The organism is Streptomyces sp. NPDC093568 (assembly GCF_044764945.1).
GTDB lineage: Bacteria > Actinomycetota > Actinomycetes > Streptomycetales > Streptomycetaceae > Streptomyces.
Window position 1 is genome coordinate 209,324 of the sequence record NZ_JBIWJD010000005.1, and the last position, 25,790, is coordinate 235,113.

Consider the following 25,790-nt stretch of genomic DNA (forward strand, 5'->3'; position numbering starts at 1 on the left):
CACCGGCGGATTGACGATCTGTTGCGTCACCCCACGAGGTTGTCCGCCAGTTCCTCGGAGAGGTTGGCCTCCGTGCCCGGGATGCCGAGGTCCTGGGCCCGCTTGTCGGCCATGGCCAGCAGTCGGCGGATACGGCCGGCGACGGCGTCCTTGGTCAGCGGCGGGTCGGCGAGCGCGCCCAGCTCCTCGAGGGAGGCCTGCTTGTGCTCCATGCGCAGGCGCCCGGCGGCGGCGAGGTGCTCGGGGACCTCCTCGCCGAGGATCTCCAGTGCGCGCTGGACGCGGGCACCGGCGGCGACGGCCGCCCGCGCGGAACGGCGCAGGTTGGCGTCGTCGAAGTTGGCGAGGCGGTTCGCCGTGGCGCGCACCTCGCGGCGCATCCGGCGCTCCTCCCAGGCCAGCACGGACTCGTGCGCGCCGAGGCGGGTGAGCAGGGCGCCGATGGCGTCGCCGTCGCGGACGACGACCCGGTCGACACCGCGCACCTCGCGGGCCTTCGCGGCGATCGACAGGCGGCGGGCCGCTCCGACCAGGGCGAGGGCGGCCTCGGGGCCCGGGCAGGTCACCTCCAGGGAGGAGGAGCGTCCGGGCTCGGTGAGCGAGCCGTGCGCCAGGAAGGCGCCGCGCCAGGCGGCCTCGGCGTCACAGGTCGCGCCGGAGACCACCTGCGGCGGCAGACCACGGATCGGGCGGCCCCGGCCGTCGACCAGGCCGGTCTGGCGGGCCAGCTGGTCGCCGCCGGCGACCACCCGTACGACGTAACGCGAACCGCGGCGCAGCCCGCCCGGCGCCATCACGATCAGTTCGGAGCTGTGACCGAAGATCTCCAGGATGTCCCGCTTGAGTCTGCGGGCCGCCATCGCGGTGTCCAGCTCCGCCTCGATCACGATGCGCCCGCTGACCAGGTGGAGGCCGCCGGCGAACCGCAGAATGGCGGAGACCTCCGCCTTCCTGCAGCAGGTCCGGGTGACGGGGAGCCGGGAGATCTCATCCTTCACCGCTGCCGTCATCGCCATGGGCCGATCCTTCCATGCATCCGAAAAATACGGTCGTACGCGGCGGCGAGCAGCTCCGGGTCGTGCCGGGGCGTCCCGTCCGTCCGGGCCACCGGGGCCAGCTCGACCGCGGCGCCGAGCCGCTTGGCCGCCTCGGTGAGCACGTCGCGGTCGGGCACGGCGGCCTCGTCGGCCAACACCACGTCCAGGGCGAGTTTAGGGGCGTGTCGTCCCAAAACCTCCAAATGACGCTGCGGGGAGAAGCCCTCGGTTTCTCCCGGCTGCGGGGCGAGGTTCAGGGAGAGTACCCGGCGCGCCTTCGTCTCGGTGAGGGCCTCCAGGAGTTCGGGCACGAGCAGGTGCGGGATGACCGAGGAGAACCAGGATCCGGGCCCGAGCACCACCCAGTCGGCGTCCAGGACGGCGGCGACCGCTTCCGGGACGGCCGGCGGGTCGTGAGGCACGAGGTGCACCGACTGCACCTCACCGGGGGTGAGGGCGACGTTGGCCTGGCCGCGGACGGTGTCGGCCTCCTCGGGCCGGTCGGGGTCGTGCCCCTTCACCAGGGCCTGGAGCTCCAGGGGCACGGCGGACATGGGCAGCACCCGCCCGTGCGCGCCGAGCAGCTTGCCGACCAGGTCGAGGGCCTGGACATGGTCGCCGAGCTGCTCCCACAGGGCGACGATCAGCAGATTGCCGACCGCGTGGTCGTGCAGGTCGCCCTGGGAGTGGAAGCGGTGCTGGATGACGCGGGCCCAGGTCTGGCCCCAGTCGTCGTCGCCGCACAGCGCGGCCAGGGCCTTGCGCAGGTCCCCGGGCGGCAGCACGCCCAGCTCGTCGCGCAGGCGCCCGCTGGAACCGCCGTCGTCGGCCACGGTGACGACAGCGGTGAGGTCGCCGGTGATCCGGCGCAGCGCGGCGAGCGAGGCGGACAGGCCCATGCCGCCGCCGAGGGCGACGACCTTGGGCTGGGTGCCCCGGCGGCGGGCCCGCGCGCCACGAGCCTCGGCGGGCCGGCCGGCGCGCGACTCGGGCACCGCGCGGCGCAGCCTGCTCAGCCGCGGAGTACGTTCCGTCATTCCCGTCCCATGTCCCGGTGCACGACCACCGTCTCCACGCCCTGGGAGGCAAGGCGCGCCGCGAGCTTCTCCGATGTGGCGACCGAGCGGTGCTTGCCCCCGGTGCAGCCGACCGCGATCGTCACATACCGCTTGCCCTCACGGCGGTATCCGGCCGCGATCAGCTGGAGCAGCTCGGAGTAGCGGTCGATGAACTCCTTCGCGCCGGGCTGGTTGAAGACGTACGCCGACACCTCCTCGTTGAGGCCGGTGAAGGGGCGCAGCTCCGGGACCCAGTGCGGGTTGGGCAGGAAGCGCATGTCCACGACCAGGTCGGCGTCGACGGGGAGGCCGTACTTGAAGCCGAAGGACATGACCGTGGCCCGCAGCTCGGGCTCCTCCTCGCCGGCGAACTGTGCGTCCATCTTGGCCCGCAGCTCGTGCACGTTGAGGCTGGAGGTGTCGATCACCAGGTCGGCGTCGCCGCGCAGCTCGCGCAGCAGCTCGCGTTCGGCGGCGATGCCGTCGACGATCCGGCCGTCGCCCTGGAGCGGGTGCGGGCGGCGCACCGACTCGAAGCGGCGCACCAGGGCGTCGTCGGAGGACTCCAGGAAGACGATCCGGCGCGTGACACCCCGGCTGTCGAGGTCCGAGAGGGACTCGCGGAGGTTGTCGAAGAAGCGCCGGCCGCGGACGTCGACGACCACCGCGATCCGCGCCACGTTGCCCTGGGACCGGGCGCCGAGCTCCACCATGGTGGGGATCAGCGCGGGCGGCAGGTTGTCGACGACGAACCAGCCGAGGTCCTCCAGACACTTGGCCGCCGTCGAGCGGCCGGCCCCGGACATGCCGGAGATGATCACCAGCTCGGGGATGGCCGCCTCGGGCACCCCGGCTGTGTCGCTACCCGTACTCACCTGTGCTCCGTCATTCTGGGGTGCGTCCTGCCGGGTGAGATCCTCGCCGGTCTTCTTGTGCGTTTCCTGGGCTTGCTGATCTCGCTCGCCCGTGGGCTGTGTGTGGTGCTCGCTCATCTCTCCTGCCCCCGTCGTTCGTCCGGGGCGCCCGCGGACACGGGCTCCCCCGAGGTCTCCGCCGTCGTCTCGGATTCCTCGTCATCCATGATCTCTCCAGTCGCCGTGTTCACGGCGGGCGCGGCCGGGGCCGCCCGGGCGAAGGCCGCGGCGATGGTCTCCGCCGTCTTGCGACCTATGCCCGGAACCTCGCAGATCTGGTCGATGGTCGCGGCCCGCAGTCTCTTCACCGAACCGAAGTGCTTGATCAACGCCTGCTTACGGGTCTCGCCGAGGCCCGGCACATCGTCCAGCGGGCTCGCCCGGAAGCGCTTGGCACGCTTGGAACGCTGGTACGTGATCGCGAAACGGTGCGCCTCGTCCCGGACGCGCTGGAGCAGGTAGAGGCCCTCGCTGGTGCGGGGCAGGACCACCGGGTCGTCCTCCCCCGGCAGCCAGACCTCCTCCAAACGCTTGGCGAGGCCACAGACCGCGATGTCGTCGATGCCCAGCTCGTCCAGGGCACGCTGGGCCGCCGCGACCTGCGGCTGCCCGCCGTCGACGACGACGAGCTGGGGCGGGTAGGCGAAGCGCTTGGGGCGGCCGTCGTCGTCCTTGAGGCTGTTGGTGAGGGCTTCGGGAGACGTGGTGGTCAAGGGCTCGGACGACGTGTCGGCGAGGGGGTCCGACGCGTCCGCAAGGGGGTTCTCGCCGTCGGTCCACTCGCCGGTGCGCTCCTTCTCGGCGAGATAGCGCTTGAAGCGGCGGGTGATCACCTCGTGCATGGAGCGGACGTCGTCCTGGCCCTCGAAGCCCTTGATCTGGAAGCGGCGGTACTCGCTCTTGCGGGCCAGGCCGTCCTCGAAGACGACCATGGAGGCCACGACGTCGTCGCCCTGGAGATGCGAGATGTCGTAGCACTCGATCCGGAGCGGGGCGCTGTCCAGGTCGAGGGCGTCCGCGATCTCCTCCAGCGCGCGCGAGCGCGTGGTCAGGTCGGAGGCGCGCTTGGTCTTGTGCAGGACGAGCGCCTGCTGGGCGTTGCGCTCGACGGTCTCCATGAGGGCGCGCTTGTCGCCGCGCTGGGGGATGCGCAGGGAGACATGGGAGCCGCGGCGCCCCGACAGCCACTCCTGGACGGGCTCCAGCGGGTCGGGCAGGGCCGGGACCAGGACCTCCTTGGGCACGGCGTCCCCGGTCTCCTCGCCGTAGAGCTGCTGGAGGGCGTGCTCGACGAGGGCACCGGTGGTGATCTCCTCGACCTTGTCGGTGACCCAGCCGCGCTGGCCGCGCACCCGCCCGCCGCGGACGTGGAAGATCTGCACGGCCGCCTCCAGCTCGTCCTCCGCGACGGCGATGAGGTCGGCGTCGGTCGCGTCGGCGAGCACGACCGCGTTCTTCTCCATGGCCTTCTTCAGGGCCTCGATGTCGTCGCGCAGGCGGGCCGCCCGCTCGTACTCCATCTCGTCGGCCGCCTCCATCATCTGCTTCTCCAGGCGCCGCAGGTATGTGCCCGTGCGGCCGGTCATGAAGTCGCAGAACTCCTCGGCCAGTTCCCGGTGCTCCTCGGCGGAGACACGGTCGACGCAGGGGGCGGAGCACTTGCCGATGTAGCCGAGCAGGCAGGGGCGGCCGGTGCGCGAGGCGTTCTTGAACACGCCGGCCGAGCAGGTGCGGACCGGGAAGACGCGCAGGAGGAGGTCGACCGTGTCGCGGATCGCCCACGCGTGCGCGTACGGCCCGAAGTAGCGGACGCCCTTCTTCTTGTGACCGCGCATCACCTGCACACGCGGAAACTCCTCGTTCATCGTCACCGCGAGATACGGGTAGCTCTTGTCGTCGCGGTACTTGACGTTGAACCGGGGGTCGTACTCCTTGATCCAGGAGTACTCCAGCTGCAGGGCCTCGACCTCCGTGGACACCACGGTCCACTCCACGGACGCGGCCGTGGTCACCATCGTGCGGGTGCGCGGGTGCAGGCCCGCCAGGTCCTGGAAGTAGTTCGCCAGGCGCTGGCGCAGGCTCTTCGCCTTTCCGACGTAGATCACCCGGCGGTGCTCGTCGCGGAACCTGTACACCCCGGGAGAGTCGGGGATCTGTCCCGGCTTGGGGCGGTAGCTGGAGGGGTCGGCCATGTCTCACACCCTACTGGCGCCCGGTGACAGTCCGGCGAGCCTGTGGACAACCACCGGCCACGGTCAGCGGGGGTCCCGGCGGCCTGGGCGGGCTCTTCGGGGAAGTCGTCGGGCTACCGCCGGTAAGGGGCTGGAGCGCGATGCCGGTCCGGCACCGGGTGCTGTCATCCATGAGCAGAGGGTGCATGGACATGCTCACAGGGTTTCTCGGGCGACGAGACTCCGGTCTCGGACCGCTGGCGACTCGGCCGGGAAGGCGCGGCTGTTGGGCATCAGGTGTTGTCGGGGCTTGGTCAACACGCTTCAATGCGGGGAACTCGGGGCCCTGAACGGCGGCGTACGGATGTGAAGACTCCTGCGCGGCGCCGACGGGGCGGCCCCGACCCTTCGCGTGAACGGTCTGACCAGCCGTTGTGAACAACCACAGAAAGGCCCCTGCATGCCGCACGCCACACAGCACGCGGACATCGCCGCCGTCGCCCCAGTCGCCGCCGCGGAACTGGACACGGCTCTGCGAGGCGGTCCCTTCCACGTCGCCCTGCGCGCCGCGATAGCCGCCCGGGGGCTCCCGCTTCAGCGGGTGCAGCACCATCTGTCCCGTCGTGGGGTGAAGGTCGGCGTCACCAGCCTGAGCTACTGGCAGCAGGGAGCCCGTCGGCCGCAGCGTCCCGAGTCGCTGCGCGCGGTGCGGGCGTTGGAGGAGATCCTCCAGTTGCCGGAGGAGTCACTGATCCGGCTGCTGTCCGAGGCCGACGACCACTCCGTCCTTCAGCAGCCGGCCGCCCGTTCCTACCGCTCCCTGATGGAGGCCTCGGGTGTGCTGGAGCGGCTGCTGGCGGAACTCGACTGCCCGGTCGACGGCGGCCTGCACACCCTCGCCCACCACGAGCAGGTGCGGATCGGGGCGCGCCGGAAACTGGCGGGCCGCGAGTCGCACCACATAGTGCGCGCCCACAAGGACGGCGTCGACCGCTTCGTGGCCGTCCACCACGGCGACCCGGGGTGCGTGCCGGAGCGCATGGCGGTGGGCGCCCTGGAGAACTGCCGCACGGGGCGGGTCCGTTGGCACCACGAGACCGGGGTCCTGGTCGCCGAGCTGCTCTTCGGCACGCGCCTGCGGGCCGGCGACACCTACCTCTTCCGCTACGGCGTCGAGGACGGCACGGCCGAGGTGTCCCGCGAGTACGCCCGCCGCTTTCATCTGGCGGGTGGCCAATACGCCCTCCAGGTCCGCTTCGCCGAGAACGCCGTCCCGGCCCGCTGCCACCGTTTCGCCCAGCATTCCGCGGCGGCGCCCCGCAGCGGCCGTCAGGGGCTGGCCCTCAGCGGGCCGCATCACTCCGTTCACCTCGTCGAGCCTCGCGTGCGGACGGGGATCGTGGGCATCGGCTGGGAGTGGGAGTGACCGGGCCGCCGTCCTGCGCCGGCCTGCGCCGGCCTCTGGGGGGCTGACCGCCGCCTTTTGATCCCGGTTCCGGTGACCTGGGTCCGCCTTGATCTCCTTCGGCAGCTCACTTCGGCAGCCCGCTTCGGTACGTAAACGATTGCGCAAGCGTTTACGTCCGGCTCCGAATGGGATAGCTTCCCGGCCAGAAGGCGCCCGGTGGTCCGAGGTGCCGCACAGGGAGGGGATCGCCGATGGCAACCATGGCCGACGTCGCGCGTAGCGCCGGCGTGTCTGTGGCGACCGTCTCGCATGTGCTGAACGAAACCCGGCCCGTGCTCCCCCACACCCGTCAAGCCGTGCTGGACGCCATGGAGCAGCTCGGCTACACGCCCAACACCCTCGCCCGCTCCCTGGTGACCTCCCGCACCCGGTCCATCGGACTCGCGGTGTCGGCGATCAGCAACCCGTACTTCACGGAGATCCTCCAGGGCGTCGAGGCCGCGGCCCTGGAACACGGCTACGGCCTGCTCATCGCCGACCCGCACGACGATCCGGCGCATGAACGCAAAGTCGCTCAGCTCCTGCACGAGCGCCGCGTGGACGGCATGATCGTCGCACCCTCGGCAGACCCGCGCGATCTCCTCACCTACCTCGGGCGGCACAAGGTGCCGACCGTCCTCCTCGACCGCGTGGTCGACGACCCGGATGACGGCTCGCCCCGGTTCGACCAGGTCTGCGCCGACGGTGCCGAACCCATGGCCCGGCTGGTCACCCACCTCGCCGGGCTCGGCCACCGGCGGATCGGCCTGGTCGCCGGTCTGCCCGGGCTCAGCACCACCGGCGAGCGACTCACCGGCTACCGGGAGGGCCTGGCGGCCGCCGGGCTCGAGTACGACGACCGCCTCGTCGTGCACGGCGACTCCGAGTCGGCCGGCGCCGAACGCGCGACCGCCGCGCTGCTGTCGCTCGTCTCGCCGCCGACGGCGCTCGTCACCGCCAACAACGCGATGACCATGGGTGCCCTGCGGAGCCTGCGCGACCACGGTCTGTCCGTGCCCGACGACCTCGCGCTGTGCTGCTTCGACGACTTCGCCTGGGCCGACCTGTTCTCGCCCCGGCTCACCGCGATCGCCCAGCCCAGCAGGGACATCGGCGCGCAGGCCGTCCGGGTACTCCTGGACCGACTCGACTCACCGGACCGGCCCGCCCGGACCGTACGGCTCGCGTGCTCCTTCGTGCATCGGACCTCGTGCGGGTGCGCCGAACAGCCGGGGCGGTCGGGAGAGTCGGGTCGGTCGGGAGGGCCGGGAGGGTCGGGTCGGGCCGGGCAATCCGGACGGCCGGCCGGATCCGCGAGGTCCGAGGCGTCCAAGGCGTCCAAGGCGTCCAAGGCGTCCAAGGCGTCCAAGGCGTCCAAGGCGTCCAAGGCGTCCAAGGCGTCCAGGAAGCCTCGGACAGCCGTGAGCTCCGGGAAACCCGAGAAGGCCGCCGAGCCCCCGACATCTGCCAGCCCTACACAGTCCCTGACGTCCGTGAAAGGAACCGTCTCGTGATCGTCGTCGCCGGTGAGGCCCTGATCGACCTGGTACCGCAGGGCACTGGCGCCCTGGCGGGCCTGAAGCCGGCGCTCGGCGGGGGCCCCTTCAACACCGCCGTGGCACTGGGCCGCCTCGGCTCTCCCACCGCCTTCTGCTCCCGGACCTCCCATGACGCCTTCGGCGAGGCCCTGCTCGACGGGCTGCGGCAGGCGGGGGTGGACGTGTCGGCCGTGGAGCGCGGCCCGGAGCCGACCACACTCGCGGTCGCCACCATCGACGAGAAGGGCTCGGCCGCGTACTCCTTCTACGTCGAGGGCACCGCCGACCGGCTCTTCACCGCCCCTGAGAAGCTGCCCGCCACGGCCCGCGCGGTCTCTTTCGGCACCTGTTCCCTCGTGCTGGAGCCTGGGGCGAGCGCCTACGAGGAGCTGATGCGGAGCGCGGCGGCGCAAGGGGTGTTCACCGCGCTCGACCCGAACATCCGGGCCGGTCTGATCCCCGACCCGGACGGCTACCGGGCCCGGTTCAAGAGCTGGCTGCCGTCGGTGTCCCTGCTCAAGATGTCCGAGGAGGACGCAGTATGGCTGGGCGGCACACCGCGTGAGTGGCTGGCCGCGGGGCCTTCGGCCGTGGTGATCACTCAGGGCGGTGACGGTCTGACCGCCTACACACGGGACGGAGGGGTGCACTCCGTGCCGGGTGAAGAGGTCGACGTCGTGGACACGATCGGTGCGGGCGACACCGTGAACGCGGCCCTGCTGCACGGGCTGGCCGCTCAGGACGCCCTGTCCGCCGAGGCGCTCGTGGGACTCGGCGCCGACGGCTGGACACGGCTGCTGCGGTTCGCGGCGCGGGCTGCCGCGATCACCTGCTCCCGGGCGGGAGCGGAGCCGCCGTACGCCTCCGAACTGGGGGACTTCTAGGAGGCGTTGCCTTTCCGCTGCACGGCTGTGCTGCTCTGCTGCTTTTTCGCTGTTGAGGAGTCAAGGTCCGTCCTGGCCGCCTGGATTATGCGGCTGATCATGCAACGGACGGCGCCCCGCGGGGAGTTCCCACGGGGCGCCGCACTTTTTCAGATTTTGTTCGGACTCGTGACCCGCCGGCCTCAGGCCTTGCGGGCCCGGGTCGTCTTCTTGGCGGGCGTCGCCTTCTTCGCGGCCGCCGCCTTCTTCGTGGCTCCGGTCGCCTTGTCGGTGGCCTTGTTGTTGGCCGCCCTCGTGGTCCTGGCCGTCGCCGTCTTCTTCGCCGTCGACCCTGCCGCGACCGTCTTCCTGGCCGCCGTCTTGCGCGGGGCCTTCACCGAGGCCGCGTCGCTGATCCGGTCGGCGTCGAGGATCTCGCGCAGGAACTTGCCGGTGTGGCTGGCCGGGACGGCGGCGACCGCCTCGGGCGTGCCCTCGGCGATCACGAGACCACCGCCGGCACCGCCCTCGGGGCCCATGTCCACCACCCAGTCGGCGGTCTTGATCACGTCGAGGTTGTGCTCGATGACGATGACCGTGTTGCCCTTGTCGACCAGACCGGAGAGAACCTTCAGCAGCTTGCTGATGTCCTCGAAGTGCAGACCGGTGGTCGGCTCGTCGAGGACGTAGACCGTGCGGCCGGTGGAGCGCTTCTGCAGCTCACTGGCGAGCTTCACACGCTGGGCCTCACCGCCGGACAGGGTGGTCGCGGACTGACCGAGCCGGACGTAGCCGAGGCCGACGTCGTTCAAGGTCTTGAGGTGGCGGTTGATCGCCGGGACGGCCTCGAAGAAGTCCATGGCCTCTTCGATCGGCATGTTCAGGACCTCGGAGATGGACTTGCCCTTGTAGTGGACCTCCAGGGTCTCCCGGTTGTACCGGGCGCCGTGGCAGACCTCGCACGGGACGTAGACGTCCGGGAGGAAGTTCATCTCGATCTTGATGGTGCCGTCGCCCGCGCAGTTCTCGCAGCGGCCGCCCTTGACGTTGAAGGAGAAGCGGCCCGGCATGTAGCCGCGCACCTTCGCCTCGGTGGTCTCGGCGAACAGCTTGCGGATGTGGTCGAAGACGCCCGTGTACGTCGCCGGGTTCGAGCGCGGGGTGCGGCCGATGGGCGACTGGTCGACGTGGACGACCTTGTCGACGAGGTCGTCGCCGTCCACGCGCGTGTGCCGCCCGGGGACACTTCGGGCGCCGTTGAGCTCGCGGGCCAGGTGCGTGTAAAGGATGTCGTTGACCAGGGTCGACTTGCCGGAGCCGGACACGCCCGTGACCGCGGTGAAGACGCCCAGCGGGAACGAGACGTCGATGTCCTGGAGGTTGTTCTCCCGGGCGCCGTGCACCGTGAGCAGCCGGGACGGGTCGTGCGGGCGCCGGATGTCGGGCAGCGGGATCGCCTTCTTGCCGGCGAGGTACTGACCGGTCTGCGACTCGTCGTTGGCGAGTAGCTCCTTCAGGGAGCCGCTGTGCACGACCTTGCCGCCGTGCTCACCGGCGCCGGGGCCGATGTCGACGATCCAGTCGGCGGTCTTGATGGTGTCCTCGTCGTGCTCCACCACGATGAGCGTGTTGCCCATGTCGCGCAGCCGGACGAGGGTCTCGATCAGCCGGTGGTTGTCGCGCTGGTGCAGGCCGATGGACGGCTCGTCGAGGACGTACAGCACGCCGACGAGTCCGGAGCCGATCTGGGTGGCCAGGCGGATGCGCTGGGCCTCGCCGCCGGAGAGCGTGCCTGCCGCGCGGTTGAGCGAGAGGTAGTCCAGGCCGACGTCGACCAGGAACCGCAGCCGCTCATTGACCTCCTTCAGCACGCGCTCGGCGATCTTCTTGTCACGGGCGTTGAGCTTCAGCTCGCCCAGGAACTCCGCGCAGTCGCTGATCGACATCGCCGAGACCTCGGCGATCGACTTCTCCATGATCGTGACCGCGAGGACGATCGGCTTCAGGCGCGTGCCCTCACAGGTGGGGCAGGGCACCTCGCGCATGTAGCCCTCGAAGCGCTCCCGGCTCGCGTCGCTCTCGGCCTCGCTGTGCCGGCGCTTGACGAAGGGGACGGCACCCTCGAAGGGCGTCGTGTACACACGCTCCCGGCCGTACCGGTTGCGGTACCGGACCTCGATCTGCGTCTTGTGGCCGTAGAGGAGGGCCTTCTTGGCGCGCTGCGGCAGGCCCGCGAAGGGGATGTCCGTCCGGAAGCCCAGCGCGTCCGCGAGGGCGCCGATCAGGCGGCCGAAGTAGTCCTTGGTGTGGCCGTGCGACCAGGGGTGGATGGCGCCCTCGTCGAGGGACTTGTCCTCGTCCGGGACGATCAGCTCGGGGTCGACCTCCATGCGCGTACCGATACCGGTGCACTCGGGGCAGGCGCCGAACGGCGAGTTGAAGGAGAAGGAGCGCGGCTCCAGCTCCTCGAAGGAGAGGTCGTCGTACGGGCAGTACAGATGCTCCGAGTACATGCGCTCGCGCTCGGGGTCGTCCTCGGGGAGGTCGACGAAGTCGAGCACGACCATGCCGCCGGAGAGGCCGAGGGCGGTCTCCACGGAGTCGGTGAGGCGGCGCTTGGCGGAGTCCTTCACCGTGAGACGGTCGACGACCACCTCGATGGTGTGCTTCTCCTGCTTCTTCAGCGTGGGCGGGCTGGAGAGCTGGATCGTCTCGCCGTCCACACGCGCGCGTGAGTAGCCCTTGGTCTGGAGGTCGGCGAAGAGGTCGACGAACTCGCCCTTGCGCTCGCGCACCAGCGGCGACAGCACCTGGAAGCGGCTCCCCTCCGGCAGCTCCAGGACCCTGTCGACGATGGCCTGCGGCGACTGGCGCGAGATCGGGCGGCCGCACTCCGGGCAGTGCGGCTTGCCGATGCGCGCGAACAGCAGACGCAGGTAGTCGTAGACCTCGGTGATGGTGCCGACCGTCGAGCGCGGGTTGCGCGAGGTCGACTTCTGGTCGATGGAGACCGCCGGGGACAGACCCTCGATGAAGTCGACGTCCGGCTTGTCCATCTGACCGAGGAACTGCCGGGCGTAAGACGACAGCGACTCCACGTAGCGGCGCTGTCCCTCGGCGAAGATGGTGTCGAAGGCCAGCGAGGACTTGCCCGACCCCGACAGGCCCGTGAAGACGATGAGCGAGTCGCGCGGCAGGTCGAGCGAGACATTCTTCAGGTTGTGCTCGCGCGCGCCACGGACGATGAGACGGTCGGCCACGCCGGTCCGCACCTTTCTTGAGAGAAGTGACAGGGGGGCGAGGCCCCCGTGTGTTCTCGGACTAGGCCCCCGTGGAATCTCAGACTAGGGGGAGCCACTGACAACGCCGGTCGGATTCCCGGATGCGATAACAATCCCCGGCCATCCAGCATGCCCGACGCCACGACCGACCCTATAGCACGCGCATTCGATTTACGGCACCCGTTCACCACCTTCACCCAAAGGTGTGGCGGGGCTAGTGTCAGCACCATGATTGATCACGCTCGTGACCTGGTGTCTGTACGTGAAGCGACCGACCGGCTGCTCACCGCAGCGGCCAAGCTGGACAACGCGGCGGTGGCCGAGGCGTCACGGCTTCCCGGCTGGAGCCGCGGCCATGTCCTCGCTCACATCGCCCGCAATGCGGACGCTCTTGTGAACGTCCTCGAAGGGCGCCCGATGTACCCCTCCGCCGAGGCCAGGGACGCCGACATCGAGCGGGACGCCCCGCGCCCCCTCGACGTCCAGCTCGCCGACGTGCGCGAGAGCGGCGCCCGCTTCCAGGACCTGGGGGCCGTGCCCGCCGACTGGTCGCGCACGGTTGAGCTGCGCAACGGCGTCACCGACACGGCGGCCCGGGTGCCGTTCCGGCGGTGGGTCGAGGTGGAGCTGCACCACGTGGATCTCGGCATCGGATACGAGCTGGAGGATCTGCCGACGGAGTTCGTGGAGCGGGAGATCGTCTTTCTCGCGGAGCGTTTCAGCGGGCACCCCGATGTGCCGCCGACCCGTCTCACCGACGGCACGCGCGCGTGGAGCACGGGCCGGGAGGCGGACGCCCCCGAGGTCACCGTCCGGGGCACCTCGGCCGACCTGCTCGGGTGGCTCGCCGGGCGCCGCGACGGATCCGGGCTGACCATGGAGGGCGGCGCGCTACCGTCGCTTCCCCCGCTCTAGAGCCGGGAGGAGCCCTCGGACGCTCCCCGGTGGAGCGTCCGCGGGGGTCCCGAACGGTCGCCGGGCCCGCAATCGCCGCCCTAAGGCTCTGCGCAGGTCATCAGCAACTGAAGGCAGGTGTCACCAGCGGAAGGCAGGTTGTCACCAGCAGAAGGAAGGTCGGCACCAGCAGAAGGAAGGGAGTCGCCAGCCATGTCACTCACTCGCGTCCACAACTTCTCCGTCTCGCTCGACGGCTTCGCCACCGGTGAGGGCCAGACCCACGACGCGCCGTTCGGCCACGCCGGCGAAAGGCTGCACGAGTGGATGTTCGGCACCCGGTGGTGGCACGAGAGGATGGGGCAGCCCGGCGGTACGGCCGGTCTCGACGACGCCTTCGTGCGACAGTTCACCCCCGGAATCGGCGCGGAGATCATGGGCGCCCTGAAGTTCGGCTACCCGGGATGGCACGAGGACCCGGAGTGGAAGGGATGGTGGGGACCCAACCCGCCGTTCCACACACCGACCTTCATCCTCACCCATCACACCCGCCCGCCGATCGAGATGGAGGGCGGCACGACGTTCCACTTCCTCGACACCTCGCCCACCAAGGCGCTCGAGACGGCCCGTGAGGCCGCGGGCGGCCAGGACGTACGCCTCGGCGGAGGGGCGACCCTGATCCGCGACTTCCTCGCGGCCGGGCTCGTCGACCACATGCACGTCGTAGTGGTCCCGATCCTGCTCGGCCGAGGTGTCCGCCTCTGGGACACGCTGGAGGGCCTGGAGAAGGACTACGCGGTCGAAGCCGCCTCCTCACCCAGCGGAGTCACGCATCTGACCTTCACCCGCGCCGGCCTCTGAACCGTCTCGGCCGAGGCGCTTGAGCGGCCCGGACTTTCCGCCGCCGCAACGCCTCAACGGCCCGGGTGTCACTCCTCGGCGATAGGCTGCCGCCATGACGTACAGCGGACAGGTGACGGTCGGTGGACCCGCCGACGTGCACGAGCTCAAGGACCTGATGATCACCAAGATCGCGGTCGGCCCGATGGACAACAACGCCTATCTGCTGCGCTGCCGGGCCACGGACGAGCAGCTGCTGATCGACGCCGCCAACGACGCGGACACCCTGCTCGGCATGATCGGTGACGACGGCATCGCGTCCGTCGTCACCACGCACCAGCACGGCGACCACTGGCAGGCACTCGCCGCGGTCGTCGAGGGCACCGGCGCGCGCACCTATGCCGGCCGCGACGACGCCGACGGCATCCCGGTGCCGACCGACGTCCTGGTCGACGACGGCGACATCATCCGGGTGGGTCACGTGGAACTCACCGCGCGCCACCTGGTCGGGCACACGCCGGGTTCGATCGCCCTCGTCTACGACGACCCGCACGGACATCCTCATGTGTTCACCGGGGACTGCCTGTTCCCGGGCGGGGTCGGCAACACCCGCAAGGACCCGAAGGCGTTCGCCAGTCTGATCCACGACGTCGAGACCAAGATCTTCGACGCGCTGCCGGACGAGACGTGGGTCTACCCGGGCCACGGCAACGACACGACGCTGGGCGCCGAGCGTCCGCATCTGCCGGAGTGGCACGCGCGGGGCTGGTGATCGCGGACGTTCACCAGCCCCGCGAACACGCGAGGTTCGTGAACGGGACGACACCCAGGGCGCGTGGTCGGCAACTGCGCGCCCCCGCGCACGCGCCCCGTGTGAACCGTTCACACGCGCTGGTGCCATACGCGCGCTCCCGGCGCGCGTTGTTGCGCAGTCAACTGGAATCAGCCCCGCTCAGGAAGACGGCTCCTGCGCGGAAAGGGCCGCCGGTCTCTCAATCCCCGCCCTCGACCGGCGGCCCCGGCGAACCGCCGCGGGGTGTGTTCACAGGATTGCAACACCCGTTCCCAATATGCGGACATTCACCGTCGTGACCTCGACAAAGACGACGATGTACTGTCAATCTCGCGCCATGCACCCTGCCCCCCGCATGCTGCGCCGCGCCGTAGCCGTCGCCACGACCGCCCTGCTCGCCACCGCTCTGGGCTGCGCACCGCAGCCGGAGGACAAGGCCGCCGACGCGCCGTCGGGTCCGGCCGGGAACACCTGCGCCAAGGGCGAGTTGGGCACCAAGACCTCCGGCAAGCTGACCATCGCCACCGACGAGCCGGCGTACGAACCCTGGTTCAAGGACGACAAGCCCGCGAACGGCGAGGGCTTCGAGTCGGCGGTCGCGTACGCCGTGGCCAAGCAGCTCGGCTACGACAAGAGCGCGGTCGTCTGGCAGAGCGTCCCGTTCAACAAGGCTTTCGCGCCCGGCGAGAAGACCTTCGACTTCGACATCAACCAGGTGTCGATCAGCGAGGAGCGCAAGAAGGCCGTGGACTTCTCGTCCGGCTACTACGACGTCCGTCAGGCCGTCATCGCGCTGAAGGACAACAAGGCCGCCAAGGCGAAGAGCATCGCGGACCTCAAGGGCCTCAAGCTGGGCGCGCAGGTCGGCACCACCAGCCTCGACTACATCGACGACGTGGTGAAGCCGACCCAGGAGGCCGCCGCATACGCCAAGAACGACCAGGCCAAGTCGGCGCTGAAGAACGGTCAGGTCGACGCCGTCGTCGTCGACCTGCCGACCGCCTTCTACATCACCGCGGCCGAGGTGACGGACGCGACGATCGTCGGTCAGTTCGAGAACCAGGGCGGTACGTCGGAGCAGTTCGGGCTCGTGCTCGACAAGGGCAGCGCGCTCACCTCGTGCGTGACCGGCGCCGTGGACGCCCTGCGCAAGGACGGCACCCTGGACAGGCTCGAGCAGCAGTGGCTGTCGGACGCCGTCGACGCACCGGTGCTCAAGTGACGGTGGTGAAGGAGGAGTCCGGCCAGGAGGACGCGGACGGCAACGGAGGCATGCCCGGCGGGGACGGCGACGGCTACGTCCCCTCGCGGCGACGTCTCGACCGTGAGCGGTACAAGCGCGCCCGCGCCCGCCGTGCCACGGCCGTCGCCGCCGTCTCCACGCTGGTCACCGGAGCGGTGCTCTACCTGGTCGTGGTCAACGCGCCGGGCTGGCCGCGCACCAAGGAGACCTTCTTCAACGGGGAGTACGCGCGTGAGGCGTTCCCCAAGGTCCTCGAAGGCCTGTGGCTCAACGTCCGGCTGCTGCTGATCTGCGGGGCCGCGGTGCTGGTCCTCGGAATGCTCATCGCCGTCGCGCGCACCCTGCGCGGCCCGGTGTTCTTCCCGCTGCGCGCGCTGGCCGCCGCGTACACGGACTTCTTCCGGGGCCTTCCGCTCATCATTAACCTCATGATCGTCGTGCTCGGCGTCCCCGCGCTGCGGCTCCAGGGCGTGACCGTGGATCCGGTGCTGCTGGGCGGTACGGCACTGACGCTGACGTATTCGGCGTACGTGGCCGAGGTGTTCCGGGCGGGCATCGAGTCCGTCCACCCCTCGCAGCGTGCCGCGGCCCGCTCCCTCGGCCTCACCAACCGGCAGGCTCTGCGGCACGTCGTGCTGCCCCAGGCCGTACGACGTCAGGTGCCGCCCCTGCTGAACGACCTGGTGTCGCTGCAGAAGGACACCGGCCTCGTCTCGATCGGCGGCGCGGTGGACGCCGTACGGGCCGCCGACATCATCGTGGGCCGAAGCCTCAACTACACGCCGTACATCGTCGCGGGCCTGGTCTTCGTGGCGTTGACCATCCCGATGACCCGCTTCACGGACTGGGTGACAGCCCGGATGGACCGCCGGCGCGCCCAAGGAGGAGCCCTGTGAGCGACGCATCTGTGAGCGACACGTCCGTGACCGACACCTCGGTGCGCGACGCGCCTGTCCTGCGGATGGAGTCCGTCCGCAAGGCCTTCGGCGACTCGGTCGTGCTCCGGGACGTCGACCTGGAGGTCGCCCCGCACACGGTGACCGCCCTGATCGGCGCCTCCGGCTCCGGCAAGTCCACGCTGCTGCGGTGCGCGAACCTCCTGGAGGAGATCGACGACGGCGCGATCTGGCTGGACGGCGAGGAGATCACCGATCCGCGCGTCGACCAGGACGCCGTACGCCGCCGTATCGGCGTGGTGTTCCAGGCGTACAACCTCTTCCCGCACATGACGGTCCTGGAGAACATCACGCTCGCCCCGCGCCGCGTGCACGGGCTGGCCCGCACCGAGGCGGAGGCACGCGCGCGTGAGCTGCTGGAGCGGCTCGGGCTGGCCGGCAAGGCGGGTGAGTACCCGGACCGGCTGAGCGGCGGGCAACAGCAGCGCGTCGCGATCGTCCGCGCCCTCGCCGTACGCCCTCGGCTGCTGCTGCTGGACGAGATCACCGCCGCCCTCGATCCGGAACTCGTGGGGGAAGTCCTCGCCGTCGTCCGCGACTTGAAGGCGGACGGGTTGACGATGGTGCTCGCGACGCACGAGATGGGGTTCGCCCGTGACGTCGCCGACCAGGTTTGCTTTCTGGACGCAGGCGTGGTGCTGGAGCGCGGAACTGCCGAGCAGATCTTCGGCGATCCTCAGCAGGAGCGTACGCAACGCTTCCTGCGGCGGATCGTGGAGGCCGGGCGGCTGTAAGGAGCGACTGTAAGGACCGCTTCGCCAGGGCGGGCGGTCCTTACTTCTCCGGCCCCTCACCTCCGGGCGCCGCCCGCGTCACGTGTTCGCCTGCCCTGCCCCCGCCAGCGACGCGACCCGCTCCACCCCGAACACGTACCCCTGCACACCGCACCCGGCGATGACCCCGTCGGCGCGCAGCGAGACGTACGAGTGGTGCCGGAAGGACTCGCGCTTGTGGATGTTGGAGATGTGGACCTCCAACACCGGAAGGCCGTCGCAGGTGTTGAGCGCATCCAGGATCGCCACCGAGGTGTGGGAGTAGGCACCGGGGTTGATCACGATCGCGCAGTGGTTCTGCCGTGCCTCGTGGATCCAGTCGACCAGCTCGCCCTCGTGGTTGGACTGCCGGAAGTCGATCGTGCCGCCGTGTGCGGCCGCCGCCTTCGCGCACAGGGCCTCGACATCGGCCAGGGTCTCGGAGCCGTAGATCTCGGGCTGACGCTGGCCGAGCAGGTTCAGGTTGGGGCCGTTGAGGATCATGATCGGGGCGTTGGCCAGGGTGCGGGGCACGGTTCCTCCGGTCCGTTCGGGGTCGGGCGGTCCGTCGGTGACCGCTGCTCAGCCCCGGTTTATCACGATGCATGGACCACGCGATCCCTCATACCCTCCGTTCATGACCACCATCTCGTACCCTCTCAAGCCCTCCCCCGGCGATCGCGTCGCCGTCATTTCGCCCGGCGCCGGCCTGCCCGGCCTCTTCCCGCGCCCGTACGAGCTCGGCCTGGAGCGGTTGCGGAAGGACTTCGAACTGGAACCGGTCGAGTACCCGGCGACCCGAAAGATGGGCGCGACGCCGCAGGAGCGTGCCGACGACATCCACGCCGCCTTCGCCGACCCCGACATCAAGGCGGTCGTCGCGTCGATCGGCGGTGACGACCAGATCACCGTGCTGCCGCTGCTGGACCGGGAGTTGATCCGCGCCAACCCGAAGCCGTTCTTCGGGATGAGCGACAACACGAACCTGCTCATGTTCCTGCGCAACACAGGGATCGTCGGCTACCACGGCGTGAGCGTGATGTGCGAGCTCGGCCGCCCCGGCGCCATGAACCCGCGCACCGAAGACTCACTGCGGGCCGCTCTGTTCACCTCGGGCGAGTACGAACTGAAGCCCGCCGAGCGCTGGAACGACATCAACCGCGACTGGGCCGACCCCGCGACCTTCGACGCGGAGCCGGAGATGCGGCCGGCCGACGGCTGGACATGGCTCAACGCCGACCGGGTCGTGGAGGGCCGCAGTTGGGGCGGCTGCCTGGAGATCGTCGGCTGGCTGCTCATGGCCGACCGGGAGATCGCGCGCGACCTCTCCACGTACGACGGTGGTGTGCTGCTGCTGGAGACGTCGGAGGAGATGCCGAGCGCGAACGAGGTGTTCTGGACGCTTCGGAACATGGGCGAGCGCGGGCTGCTGCGACGTTTCTCCGCCCTTCTGATGGGCCGGGCGAAGACCTGGTCCTTCGAGCGGCCCAACAGCCCCGAGGAGGCCGCTCGTTACGCCTCCGAACAGCGGGAGGCCGTGCTGCGGGCCATGCGCATGCATGCGCCCAACACCCCGATCGTCTTCGACGTGGACTTCGGCCACACCGATCCACAACTGGTCATCCCGTACGGCGGCGTAGTGCGCGTCGACGGGCCCGCCCGGCGCATCACCGTCACCTACTGAAGCACCCGGCCGCCCCCGCGCGCCCCCGTAACTCGCTGTCACTGTGGGTAGTTGACGCAGCATGCACGACGTACGCACAGTAAAGACGCCCTCCATGCTGCGGCTCTCCGCCGCCTCGCTCGCCGGGACGGCCATCGAGTTCTACGACTTCTTCGTCTACGGGACCGCGGCGGCGCTGGTTCTGGGGCCGCTGTTCTTCCCGACGTTCTCGCCGGTGGCGGGAACCCTGGCCGCCTTCGCGACGTTCGGGGTGGGCTTCGTGGCCCGGCCGCTGGGGTCGGTGCTGTTCGGGCACATCGGGGACCGGCGCGGACGCCGGCCGGTCCTGGTCGCCTCACTGCTGCTGACCGGGGCCTCCACGGTCGCGGTCGGCTGCGTGCCGACGTACGAGACGATCGGCGTGGCCGCTCCCCTGCTGCTGCTCGTGCTGCGCTTCCTTCAGGGGCTCGGGCTCGGCGGCGAGTGGGGCGGGGCCGTGCTGCTGACGGTGGAGCACGCGCCGCCCGGTCGCCGCGGTCTGTGGTCGAGCTTTCCGCAGGTCGGGCCGGCGCTGGGCTTCCTGCTCGCCAACGGTGTGGTGCTGGGGCTGTCGGCGACGCTGACGGACGCGCAGTTCGCCGCGTGGGGCTGGCGGGTGCCGTTCTGGGCGGCGGGTGTGCTCGCGGTGGTGGGGCTCTGGCTGCGGTCGTCGCTCGCCGAGAGTCCCCGGTTCCTCGAACTCGACGACCACGCGCGCGTGCCGCTCGCCGAGGTCGCCCGTGGCCACTGGCGGCTCGTACTGCTGACCGCCGGGGCGCTGTCGATCGGATACGCGATCTTCTACACCGTGACGACCTGGTCCCTCGCCTACGCCACGGAACGGCTCGGGGTGGACCGCGGAGTCATGCTGACCTGCATCATGGGCGCGGTGGTCGTGAAGGGCTCGCTCACGCCCGTGGTGGCGATCCTCGGGGACCGGTACGGGCGGCGGCCCCTGTGCCTGATCGGGTGCACCGCCAGCGCGGTGTGGATGTTCCCGATGGTCGCGCTCCTGGCCACGGCGGAGCCGCTGCTGATGTTCCTCGGCTTCCTCGGGGCGATGCTCGCGTTCATCACGATGTTCGCCGTGATCGCCGCGTATCTGCCGGAGCTGTACGAGCCACGGGTGCGCTGCACGGGCGCCGCGGTGGGCTACAACCTCGGCGGTGTCCTCGGCGGCGCGCTCACGCCGATCGTGGCGACGGCTCTCGTCGAACAGGGCGGTCGGGTGCCCTGGGGCGTGGGGGCGTATCTGACGGGGGTCGCGCTGCTCAGCCTGGGGTGCTTCGCGCTGCTGCCCGAGACTCGCCCGGTGACGGCGGTGGCGGCGGAGCCCGCCACGGGGTGACGCGCTCCGCCTTCGGCCGCCGTGCAACGGGGCGACAGCGGCTACGGATTGATCGCGAGTTCCAGATACGCCGCGAACAGCACCAGGTGAACGCCGCCCTGGAGCGGCGTCGCCCGTCCCGGCACCACCGTCAGGGAGCTCACCACGATCGTCAGGGCGAGCAGCACCATGTGGACGGGGCCGAGGCCCAGGACCAGCGGGCCCGAGAGCCAGACGGAGGCCAGGGCGACCGCGGGGATGGTCAGGCCGATGCTGGCCATCGCCGAGCCGAGCGCGAGGTTCAGGCTGGTCTGCACGCGGTCCCGGCGGGCGGAGCGCAGCGCGGCGATCGTCTCCGGAAGCAGCACGAGCAGGGCGATGATCACGCCGACGACGGCCTGGTGCAGGCCTGCGGCCTCCACTCCGGACTCGATCGTGGGCGACACTCCCTTGGCCAGCCCGACCACTCCGATCAGCGCCAGACCCAGCAGCCCGAGGCTGATCGCCGCGGTGCGGGCGGAGGGCGCGTCGGCGTGGTCGTCCGCGGTGATCACCTCTCCCTGCCGGGTGATGGGGAGGAAGTAGTCACGGTGCCGGACGGTCTGGGTCGCCACGAACAGCCCGTAGAGGATCAGCGACGACAGTGCGGCGAACGTCAGCTGCACGCTGGAGAACTCCGGGCCCGGCTCGCTCGTCGTGAACGTCGGCAGCACCAGGCTGAGCGTGGCCAGGGTGGCGACGGTCGCGAGGGCGGCGCCGGTGCCCTCGGGGTTGAAGACGGCCGTCCGGTGTCGCAGGGAGGCGACCAGCAGGGACAGGCCGACGATGCCGTTGCAGGTGATCATCACGGCGGCGAAGACCGTGTCCCGGGCGAGGGTGGAGCTCTTGTCGCCGCCGTCTGCCATCAGGGTCACGATCAGGGCGACCTCGATGATCGTGACGGCGACGGCGAGGACGAGCGAGCCGAAGGGTTCGCCGACCCGGTGCGCGACCACTTCGGCGTGGTGCACGGCGGCCAGGACGGCACCTGCGAGGACCAGCGCCACCAACGCGACGACCGCGCCGGGCAGGTCCCGTCCCCAGGTGAAGACGAGCAGAACGACCGCCAGCACCGGTACCAGCGACGTCCACCGGGTGGTGAGCGTCCTGAGCCGAGCGATCATGGTGCGATCGTCGCAGAGGGGTTGAGGGTTCGCATTCCCGTCGGTGTGGCGGTCAGGCGGCCCCGCACCCTCGGGATGCGGGGCCCCTGCGGGTCGTATGTCGCTACGCGAAATCGGTCGTCTCCTGTACGTCGCAGTCCGTGAAGGACGGCGGCCTGGTGCACAGCGCGGCCATCTGCTCCGCGAACTTGGTCGTCTCGGGGTCGTCGCTGTTGCGCATGGCGTCCTCGTAGGAGTCGAACTCGACCACTACGAGGTAGTGGTTGGGCTGCCCCCGGTCCTTGAGGACGAGACGGCGCGTGGGGCCGCCGTTGGTGCCCGCCAGCCGCGCTTCCGTCTCGCGGGCCAGCTCCCGCATCTCGTCGATGCGCTCGGTCTCGAAGTCGATGATCTGCATGAACTTCATGGGTGCGTCCACAGGTGCCTCCACCCGGCCGTGGTGTCCCCGGCCGGGGACACCCACAGCACCCAACGAAGCACCGGGAGCGGTGCTCGGCAATTCGCTGAGCACCACCCCCGGTGTTGGTTCTTCCTACGTCCGACGTGGTCAGACGTCGATGCTGTCCTTCGGAGCGCCTTCGCTCCGCTCCTGCGCCGCCTCGGCCGCCGCCTGCTTCTTGGAGGCCCTCAGGCTGGTGATCGTGGTGACGATCAGGACCGAGCAGATCACGCCGAGCGAGACCGGAATGCTGATCTCGGGGACGTGGACACCCGACTCGTGCAGGGCGTGCAGCACCAGCTTGACGCCGATGAAGCCGAGGATGATGGACAGGCCGTAGCTGAGGTGGACCAGCTTCTTCAGCAGGCCACCGATCAGGAAGTACAGCTGCCGCAGACCCATCAGCGCGAAGGCGTTGGCCGTGAAGACGATGTACGGGTCCTGCGTCAGGCCGAAGATCGCCGGGATGGAGTCGAGGGCGAACAGCACGTCGGTCGTACCGATCGCCAGCATCACGACCAGCATCGGGGTCATGACCCGCTTGCCGTTCTCCTGGATCCACAGCTTGGTGCCGTGATAGCGATCGGCGACGCCGAACCTGCGCTCGGCGGCCTTCAGCAGCTTGTTCTCCTCGAACTCCTCGTCCTCGTCACCGGCTCGGGCCTCCTGGATGAGCTTCCAGGCGGTCCAGATCAGGAAGGCGCCGAAGAGGTAGAACACCCAGGCGAAGCTGGCGAGAATCGCGGCACCCGCGGCGATGAAGATGGCTCGCAGCACCAGGGCGATGAGGACACCGACCAGCAGCACTCGCTGCTGGTACTGGGACGGCACCGCGAACTTCGCCATGATCAGGACGAAGACGAAGAGGTTGTCGACGCTCAGTGACTTCTCGGTGATGAAGCCCGCGAAGAACTCACCGCCGGCTTGTCCGCCGCCGAAGATCAGCAGGCCGAGCCCGAAGAGGCCGGCCAGGGCGATCCAGACGACCGTCCAGACACCGGCTTCTTTGATGGATACGTCGTGCGGCTTGCGGCCGATGAAGAAATCGACAGCGATCAGGGCGGCAAGGCCCACGATGGTCAGGACCCACAGGGTCGTGGAAACTTCCACTGCGCCTCCGGCAGTCGTAACGGCAAATGTCAGCGTCGTCGCGCGCCGGAGGTCTCTTCCACCCACGATGGGCCGACGCCCCGGGATCTGGCCGGATCCGTATTGACGGGTACGTCGCAGCAGTCAGGGAGTACTCCCCTCCGTGCCAAGAAGACTACCCCAATCACCAAGGAAAGGTAAAGTGATTGGCAAAAGAAGTACCAAGTTAGCTGGTCAGAGGCCTTTTACCAGTGCTTGGCCCGAGCTGCCGCCACCTGGGTGAGCACCTGGTGGAGGACCTGACTGCCGGGCGGCACGAGGGAGGGTTCGTAGGTCCACGCGTGCCCCACCCAGGGGTCGGCAAGGTGATCGTCCGGCACCGGGGTCAGACGCAGCAGCGCCCGCCACAGCGGGTCGAGCAGCGGGCCGTACCCGGAGGCCTCCTCACGGTCCGCGACCATCATCAGGTGGACGCCGACCGCGGGGCCCTCGTCCGCCAGGTAGCGCAGCTGGGTCACCGCCCGGTCGTCGAAGCCGTGCGGGAAGTCGTTGACGATGAGCAGTTGCTGGGAGGTGTCGAAGCCGGGCGGCAGGGAGTCGGGCGCGCCGGCCCGCAGTGCCATCTGCACCAGGTCGACCCGCTGAGTGAGCCGCGCGAGAACATCCGCGACTCCGGCCGCGCCCATCGCGGGCGGCGCCGCGAGCACGCCGGTCTGCACCAGCGGCGCGAGCGCCTGAGCACCCGAGCCCGCCGGGTCGATCACGTGCACGGTGAACTCGCCCGCCGGATAGACGGCGAGCAGCCGGGCGGCGTTCGCCACCGCGGTCTCCATCGCGAGGCGGCGCAGGTCGTGGGAGTCGGTGAACGAACCGTCGAGGGAGCCGGCGCGCCCGCTGTCGATCCACAGGCCGCGCTCCAGCGGCAGCCGGATCAGCATCGGGATGCGCAGGCGGTCGCTCTCGGGCAGGTGCAGCTCGCCCAGGCGCAGGGCCATGGGGATCTCCATCGGCACGCGGTAGCCGTGCCAGACGGGGTTGTCCCAGCGTGCGTACGCGGGCGGCAGCGCCGGCTCGACGACGTCGGACTCCGCGGTGAGCTGGGCGAGGTCCCGGTCGAGCGCCGCCCTGGCCTGGTTGACGAGCTGGGTGTGCTTGGCCTGGGCCGCCTCGCGCGCGGCGTCGCCCTGGCCGCCGATCCGGCTGCGCGGGTCCGACAGGACCTGGTCGAGCTCCTTCTCCATACGGGAGTCGGCGAAGTCGACGGCGCTGCGGTAGGCGGCGGTCGTGCGGGCCAGGTCCTCGAACATGCCCCACACCTGGTTGTAGAGCCGCTCCTCCATGGACCACCCGGTGGCGTCACCCGCGACGGGCTGCGCGGGCTGTCCGGGCTGGGCCGGGGGCGCGGTCGGCGGGGGCGGCGGCGGAGCCGCGTTCTGCCGGCGCGGGTGGCTGTAGTCGATCGGGCCGCCTGACGTGGGAGACGACGGCTGGGAGGGGTCGGTGGCGCCGCTGCCGCCCTGGTACGACGGCTGCGGGTCGGGTCCGCCCGGTATGCCGGGTGACTGGGTGCCGTACGGCGACGTCGGCTGCGGCGGTACGGGATCGCCCTGCGGTGCGGTGCCGCCCTGGTCCGGGCCGCGCGCCGGTGCGGGGGCCTGCCGGGAACGGTCGCCGTCCGTCCGGGGCGGGGGCGCCGGGATCGAGCGGGCCACGCCCTGGGCCACCGCTTCGTTGATGCTGCCCGCGAGCTGGTGTGCCTGGGGCAGGCCCTGGTCGGTGAAGAGCTCGGCGAGGCCGCCCGCGTAGCCCTGGCCGATGGCGCGCACCTTCCACGCGCCCTGGCGGCGGTAGAGCTCCAGGGCGACGACGGCCGACTCTGCCTCCAGACCGGTGATGGTGTAGCTGGCCACCTCGTCGCCGTCGAGGCCGGTGACGGCGACGAAGGGGGTGGGGACGGCGCCGAAACGGGTCGGGCCGCCGACCCCGGTCGGCAGGGCGAGCAGCACACTGACACGGTGGACCGCCTCCGGCATGGCGTCCAGATCCACCGCGAGGCGATGATCGGCGGCCGCCTGCCGGGAGACCTCGAGGCCGGGCAGGGTCGGAGCGCCGGGGTGGGCCACCCATTCGACGCCGTGGATCCTGCCCTGCTCGTCGCCGAGTGCCGCTCCGGCCACGATCGGCGCGCCGGCCGAGACCCGGATCTCCAGACGGGCCTGGGAGAGCGGGTGGTTCTGCCCCCGCACCAGCTCGGCCGTCATGCCTTCGTCCCCCTGTGTCAGT

The 25,790-nt window shown here is 70.3% G+C and carries 20 protein-coding genes and 1 pseudogene; 11 read left to right on the forward strand and 10 right to left on the reverse strand.

What is annotated here, in order from left to right; genetic code table 11:
* Positions 1-26: 26 nt before the first annotated feature.
* From whiA to uvrC, 4 genes are read right to left on the reverse strand one after another with little or no spacing between them, the layout of a single operon-like run.
* Positions 27-1,016: a DNA-binding protein WhiA gene (whiA, locus tag ACIRD7_RS21630; RefSeq protein ID WP_062719176.1), complete on the reverse strand. Its 990-nt coding sequence runs from the start codon at positions 1,014-1,016 to the stop codon at positions 27-29.
* On the reverse strand, positions 1,007-2,074 hold the full coding sequence (yvcK, locus tag ACIRD7_RS21635; RefSeq protein WP_403455558.1) for a uridine diphosphate-N-acetylglucosamine-binding protein YvcK: 1,068 nt from the start codon (positions 2,072-2,074) through the stop codon (positions 1,007-1,009). Before yvcK ends, whiA begins: the two co-directional genes overlap by 10 nt.
* Positions 2,071-3,087, reverse strand: a complete 1,017-nt coding sequence (gene rapZ / locus ACIRD7_RS21640; protein WP_403455560.1) for an RNase adapter RapZ — start codon at positions 3,085-3,087, stop codon at positions 2,071-2,073. Before rapZ ends, yvcK begins: the two co-directional genes overlap by 4 nt.
* Entirely contained in the window at positions 3,084-5,201 is a 2,118-nt protein-coding gene (gene uvrC / locus ACIRD7_RS21645) for an excinuclease ABC subunit UvrC (RefSeq protein ID WP_403455563.1), read from the reverse strand. The genes rapZ and uvrC overlap by 4 nt, the downstream gene beginning before the upstream one ends.
* 439 nt (positions 5,202-5,640) lie before the next feature.
* Here uvrC and ACIRD7_RS21650 point away from each other — a divergent pair, with 439 nt between their 5' ends.
* The 3 genes and pseudogenes from ACIRD7_RS21650 (at position 5,641) to ACIRD7_RS21660 (ending at position 9,049) form a co-directional block, all read left to right on the forward strand.
* Positions 5,641-6,606 carry a hypothetical protein gene (locus ACIRD7_RS21650; protein WP_403455565.1) on the forward strand — a complete coding sequence of 322 codons (966 nt, stop codon included), beginning with the start codon at positions 5,641-5,643 and terminating at the stop codon, positions 6,604-6,606.
* Between the two features lie 233 nt (positions 6,607-6,839).
* Positions 6,840-7,880: pseudogene (locus ACIRD7_RS21655) on the forward strand (LacI family DNA-binding transcriptional regulator); the annotation flags it as partial.
* Positions 7,881-8,137: 257 nt separating this feature from the next.
* Positions 8,138-9,049 (forward strand): carbohydrate kinase, encoded by a 912-nt coding sequence (locus ACIRD7_RS21660; protein ID WP_403455567.1) that lies wholly within the window; start codon positions 8,138-8,140, stop codon positions 9,047-9,049.
* 182 nt (positions 9,050-9,231) lie between these two features.
* On the opposite strand, the gene uvrA is transcribed toward ACIRD7_RS21660, so the two are convergent.
* Positions 9,232-12,288 (reverse strand): excinuclease ABC subunit UvrA, encoded by a 3,057-nt coding sequence (gene uvrA, locus ACIRD7_RS21665; protein ID WP_403455570.1) that lies wholly within the window; start codon positions 12,286-12,288, stop codon positions 9,232-9,234.
* Between the two features lie 249 nt (positions 12,289-12,537).
* Here uvrA and ACIRD7_RS21670 point away from each other — a divergent pair, with 249 nt between their 5' ends.
* The 6 genes from ACIRD7_RS21670 (at position 12,538) to ACIRD7_RS21695 (ending at position 17,769) form a co-directional block, all read left to right on the forward strand.
* Positions 12,538-13,224 carry a maleylpyruvate isomerase family mycothiol-dependent enzyme gene (locus ACIRD7_RS21670; RefSeq protein ID WP_403455572.1) on the forward strand — a complete coding sequence of 229 codons (687 nt, stop codon included), beginning with the start codon at positions 12,538-12,540 and terminating at the stop codon, positions 13,222-13,224.
* Positions 13,225-13,416: 192 nt separating this feature from the next.
* Positions 13,417-14,064, forward strand: coding sequence for a dihydrofolate reductase family protein (locus tag ACIRD7_RS21675; protein WP_403455574.1), 648 nt, complete (start codon positions 13,417-13,419; stop codon positions 14,062-14,064).
* A 94-nt stretch (positions 14,065-14,158) separates the two neighbouring features.
* On the forward strand, positions 14,159-14,815 hold the full coding sequence (locus ACIRD7_RS21680) for an MBL fold metallo-hydrolase (RefSeq protein WP_403455576.1): 657 nt from the start codon (positions 14,159-14,161) through the stop codon (positions 14,813-14,815).
* Positions 14,816-15,173: 358 nt separating this feature from the next.
* Positions 15,174-16,058 carry an ABC transporter substrate-binding protein gene (locus tag ACIRD7_RS21685; protein WP_403455578.1) on the forward strand — a complete coding sequence of 295 codons (885 nt, stop codon included), beginning with the start codon at positions 15,174-15,176 and terminating at the stop codon, positions 16,056-16,058.
* On the forward strand, positions 16,055-16,975 hold the full coding sequence (locus tag ACIRD7_RS21690; RefSeq protein ID WP_403455581.1) for an amino acid ABC transporter permease: 921 nt from the start codon (positions 16,055-16,057) through the stop codon (positions 16,973-16,975). The genes ACIRD7_RS21685 and ACIRD7_RS21690 overlap by 4 nt, the downstream gene beginning before the upstream one ends.
* Positions 16,976-17,040: 65 nt before the next feature.
* Entirely contained in the window at positions 17,041-17,769 is a 729-nt protein-coding gene (locus tag ACIRD7_RS21695) for an amino acid ABC transporter ATP-binding protein (protein WP_403456383.1), read from the forward strand.
* Between the two features lie 78 nt (positions 17,770-17,847).
* On the opposite strand, the gene aroQ is transcribed toward ACIRD7_RS21695, so the two are convergent.
* A complete protein-coding gene (gene aroQ / locus ACIRD7_RS21700) occupies positions 17,848-18,321 on the reverse strand; it encodes a type II 3-dehydroquinate dehydratase (RefSeq protein WP_403455582.1) in 474 nt (157 codons plus the stop codon).
* Positions 18,322-18,424: 103 nt separating this feature from the next.
* On the opposite strand from aroQ, the gene ACIRD7_RS21705 reads away from it, so the two are divergent.
* Both ACIRD7_RS21705 and ACIRD7_RS21710 read left to right on the forward strand, forming a co-directional pair.
* Positions 18,425-19,471, forward strand: a complete 1,047-nt coding sequence (locus ACIRD7_RS21705; RefSeq protein WP_403455583.1) for a S66 peptidase family protein — start codon at positions 18,425-18,427, stop codon at positions 19,469-19,471.
* Between the two features lie 61 nt (positions 19,472-19,532).
* Positions 19,533-20,837, forward strand: a complete 1,305-nt coding sequence (locus ACIRD7_RS21710; protein ID WP_403455584.1) for an MFS transporter — start codon at positions 19,533-19,535, stop codon at positions 20,835-20,837.
* Between the two features lie 41 nt (positions 20,838-20,878).
* Here ACIRD7_RS21710 and ACIRD7_RS21715 read toward each other — a convergent pair whose 3' ends face one another.
* The 4 genes from ACIRD7_RS21715 to ACIRD7_RS21730 all read right to left on the reverse strand — a co-directional run bounded on the left by ACIRD7_RS21715 (position 20,879) and on the right by ACIRD7_RS21730 (position 25,768).
* The gene (locus ACIRD7_RS21715) at positions 20,879-21,979 is read right to left on the reverse strand and encodes a calcium:proton antiporter (RefSeq protein WP_403455587.1); all 1,101 of its coding nucleotides are present in this window, start codon (positions 21,977-21,979) and stop codon (positions 20,879-20,881) included.
* A 103-nt stretch (positions 21,980-22,082) separates the two neighbouring features.
* A complete protein-coding gene (locus ACIRD7_RS21720; protein ID WP_403455588.1) occupies positions 22,083-22,397 on the reverse strand; it encodes a hypothetical protein in 315 nt (104 codons plus the stop codon).
* Between the two features lie 129 nt (positions 22,398-22,526).
* Complete coding sequence (locus ACIRD7_RS21725; protein ID WP_403455590.1) at positions 22,527-23,528, reverse strand: TerC family protein; 1,002 nt, start codon at positions 23,526-23,528, stop codon at positions 22,527-22,529.
* A 224-nt stretch (positions 23,529-23,752) separates the two neighbouring features.
* Positions 23,753-25,768 (reverse strand): TerD family protein, encoded by a 2,016-nt coding sequence (locus ACIRD7_RS21730; protein ID WP_403455592.1) that lies wholly within the window; start codon positions 25,766-25,768, stop codon positions 23,753-23,755.
* Between the last annotated feature and the right edge of the window lie 22 nt (positions 25,769-25,790).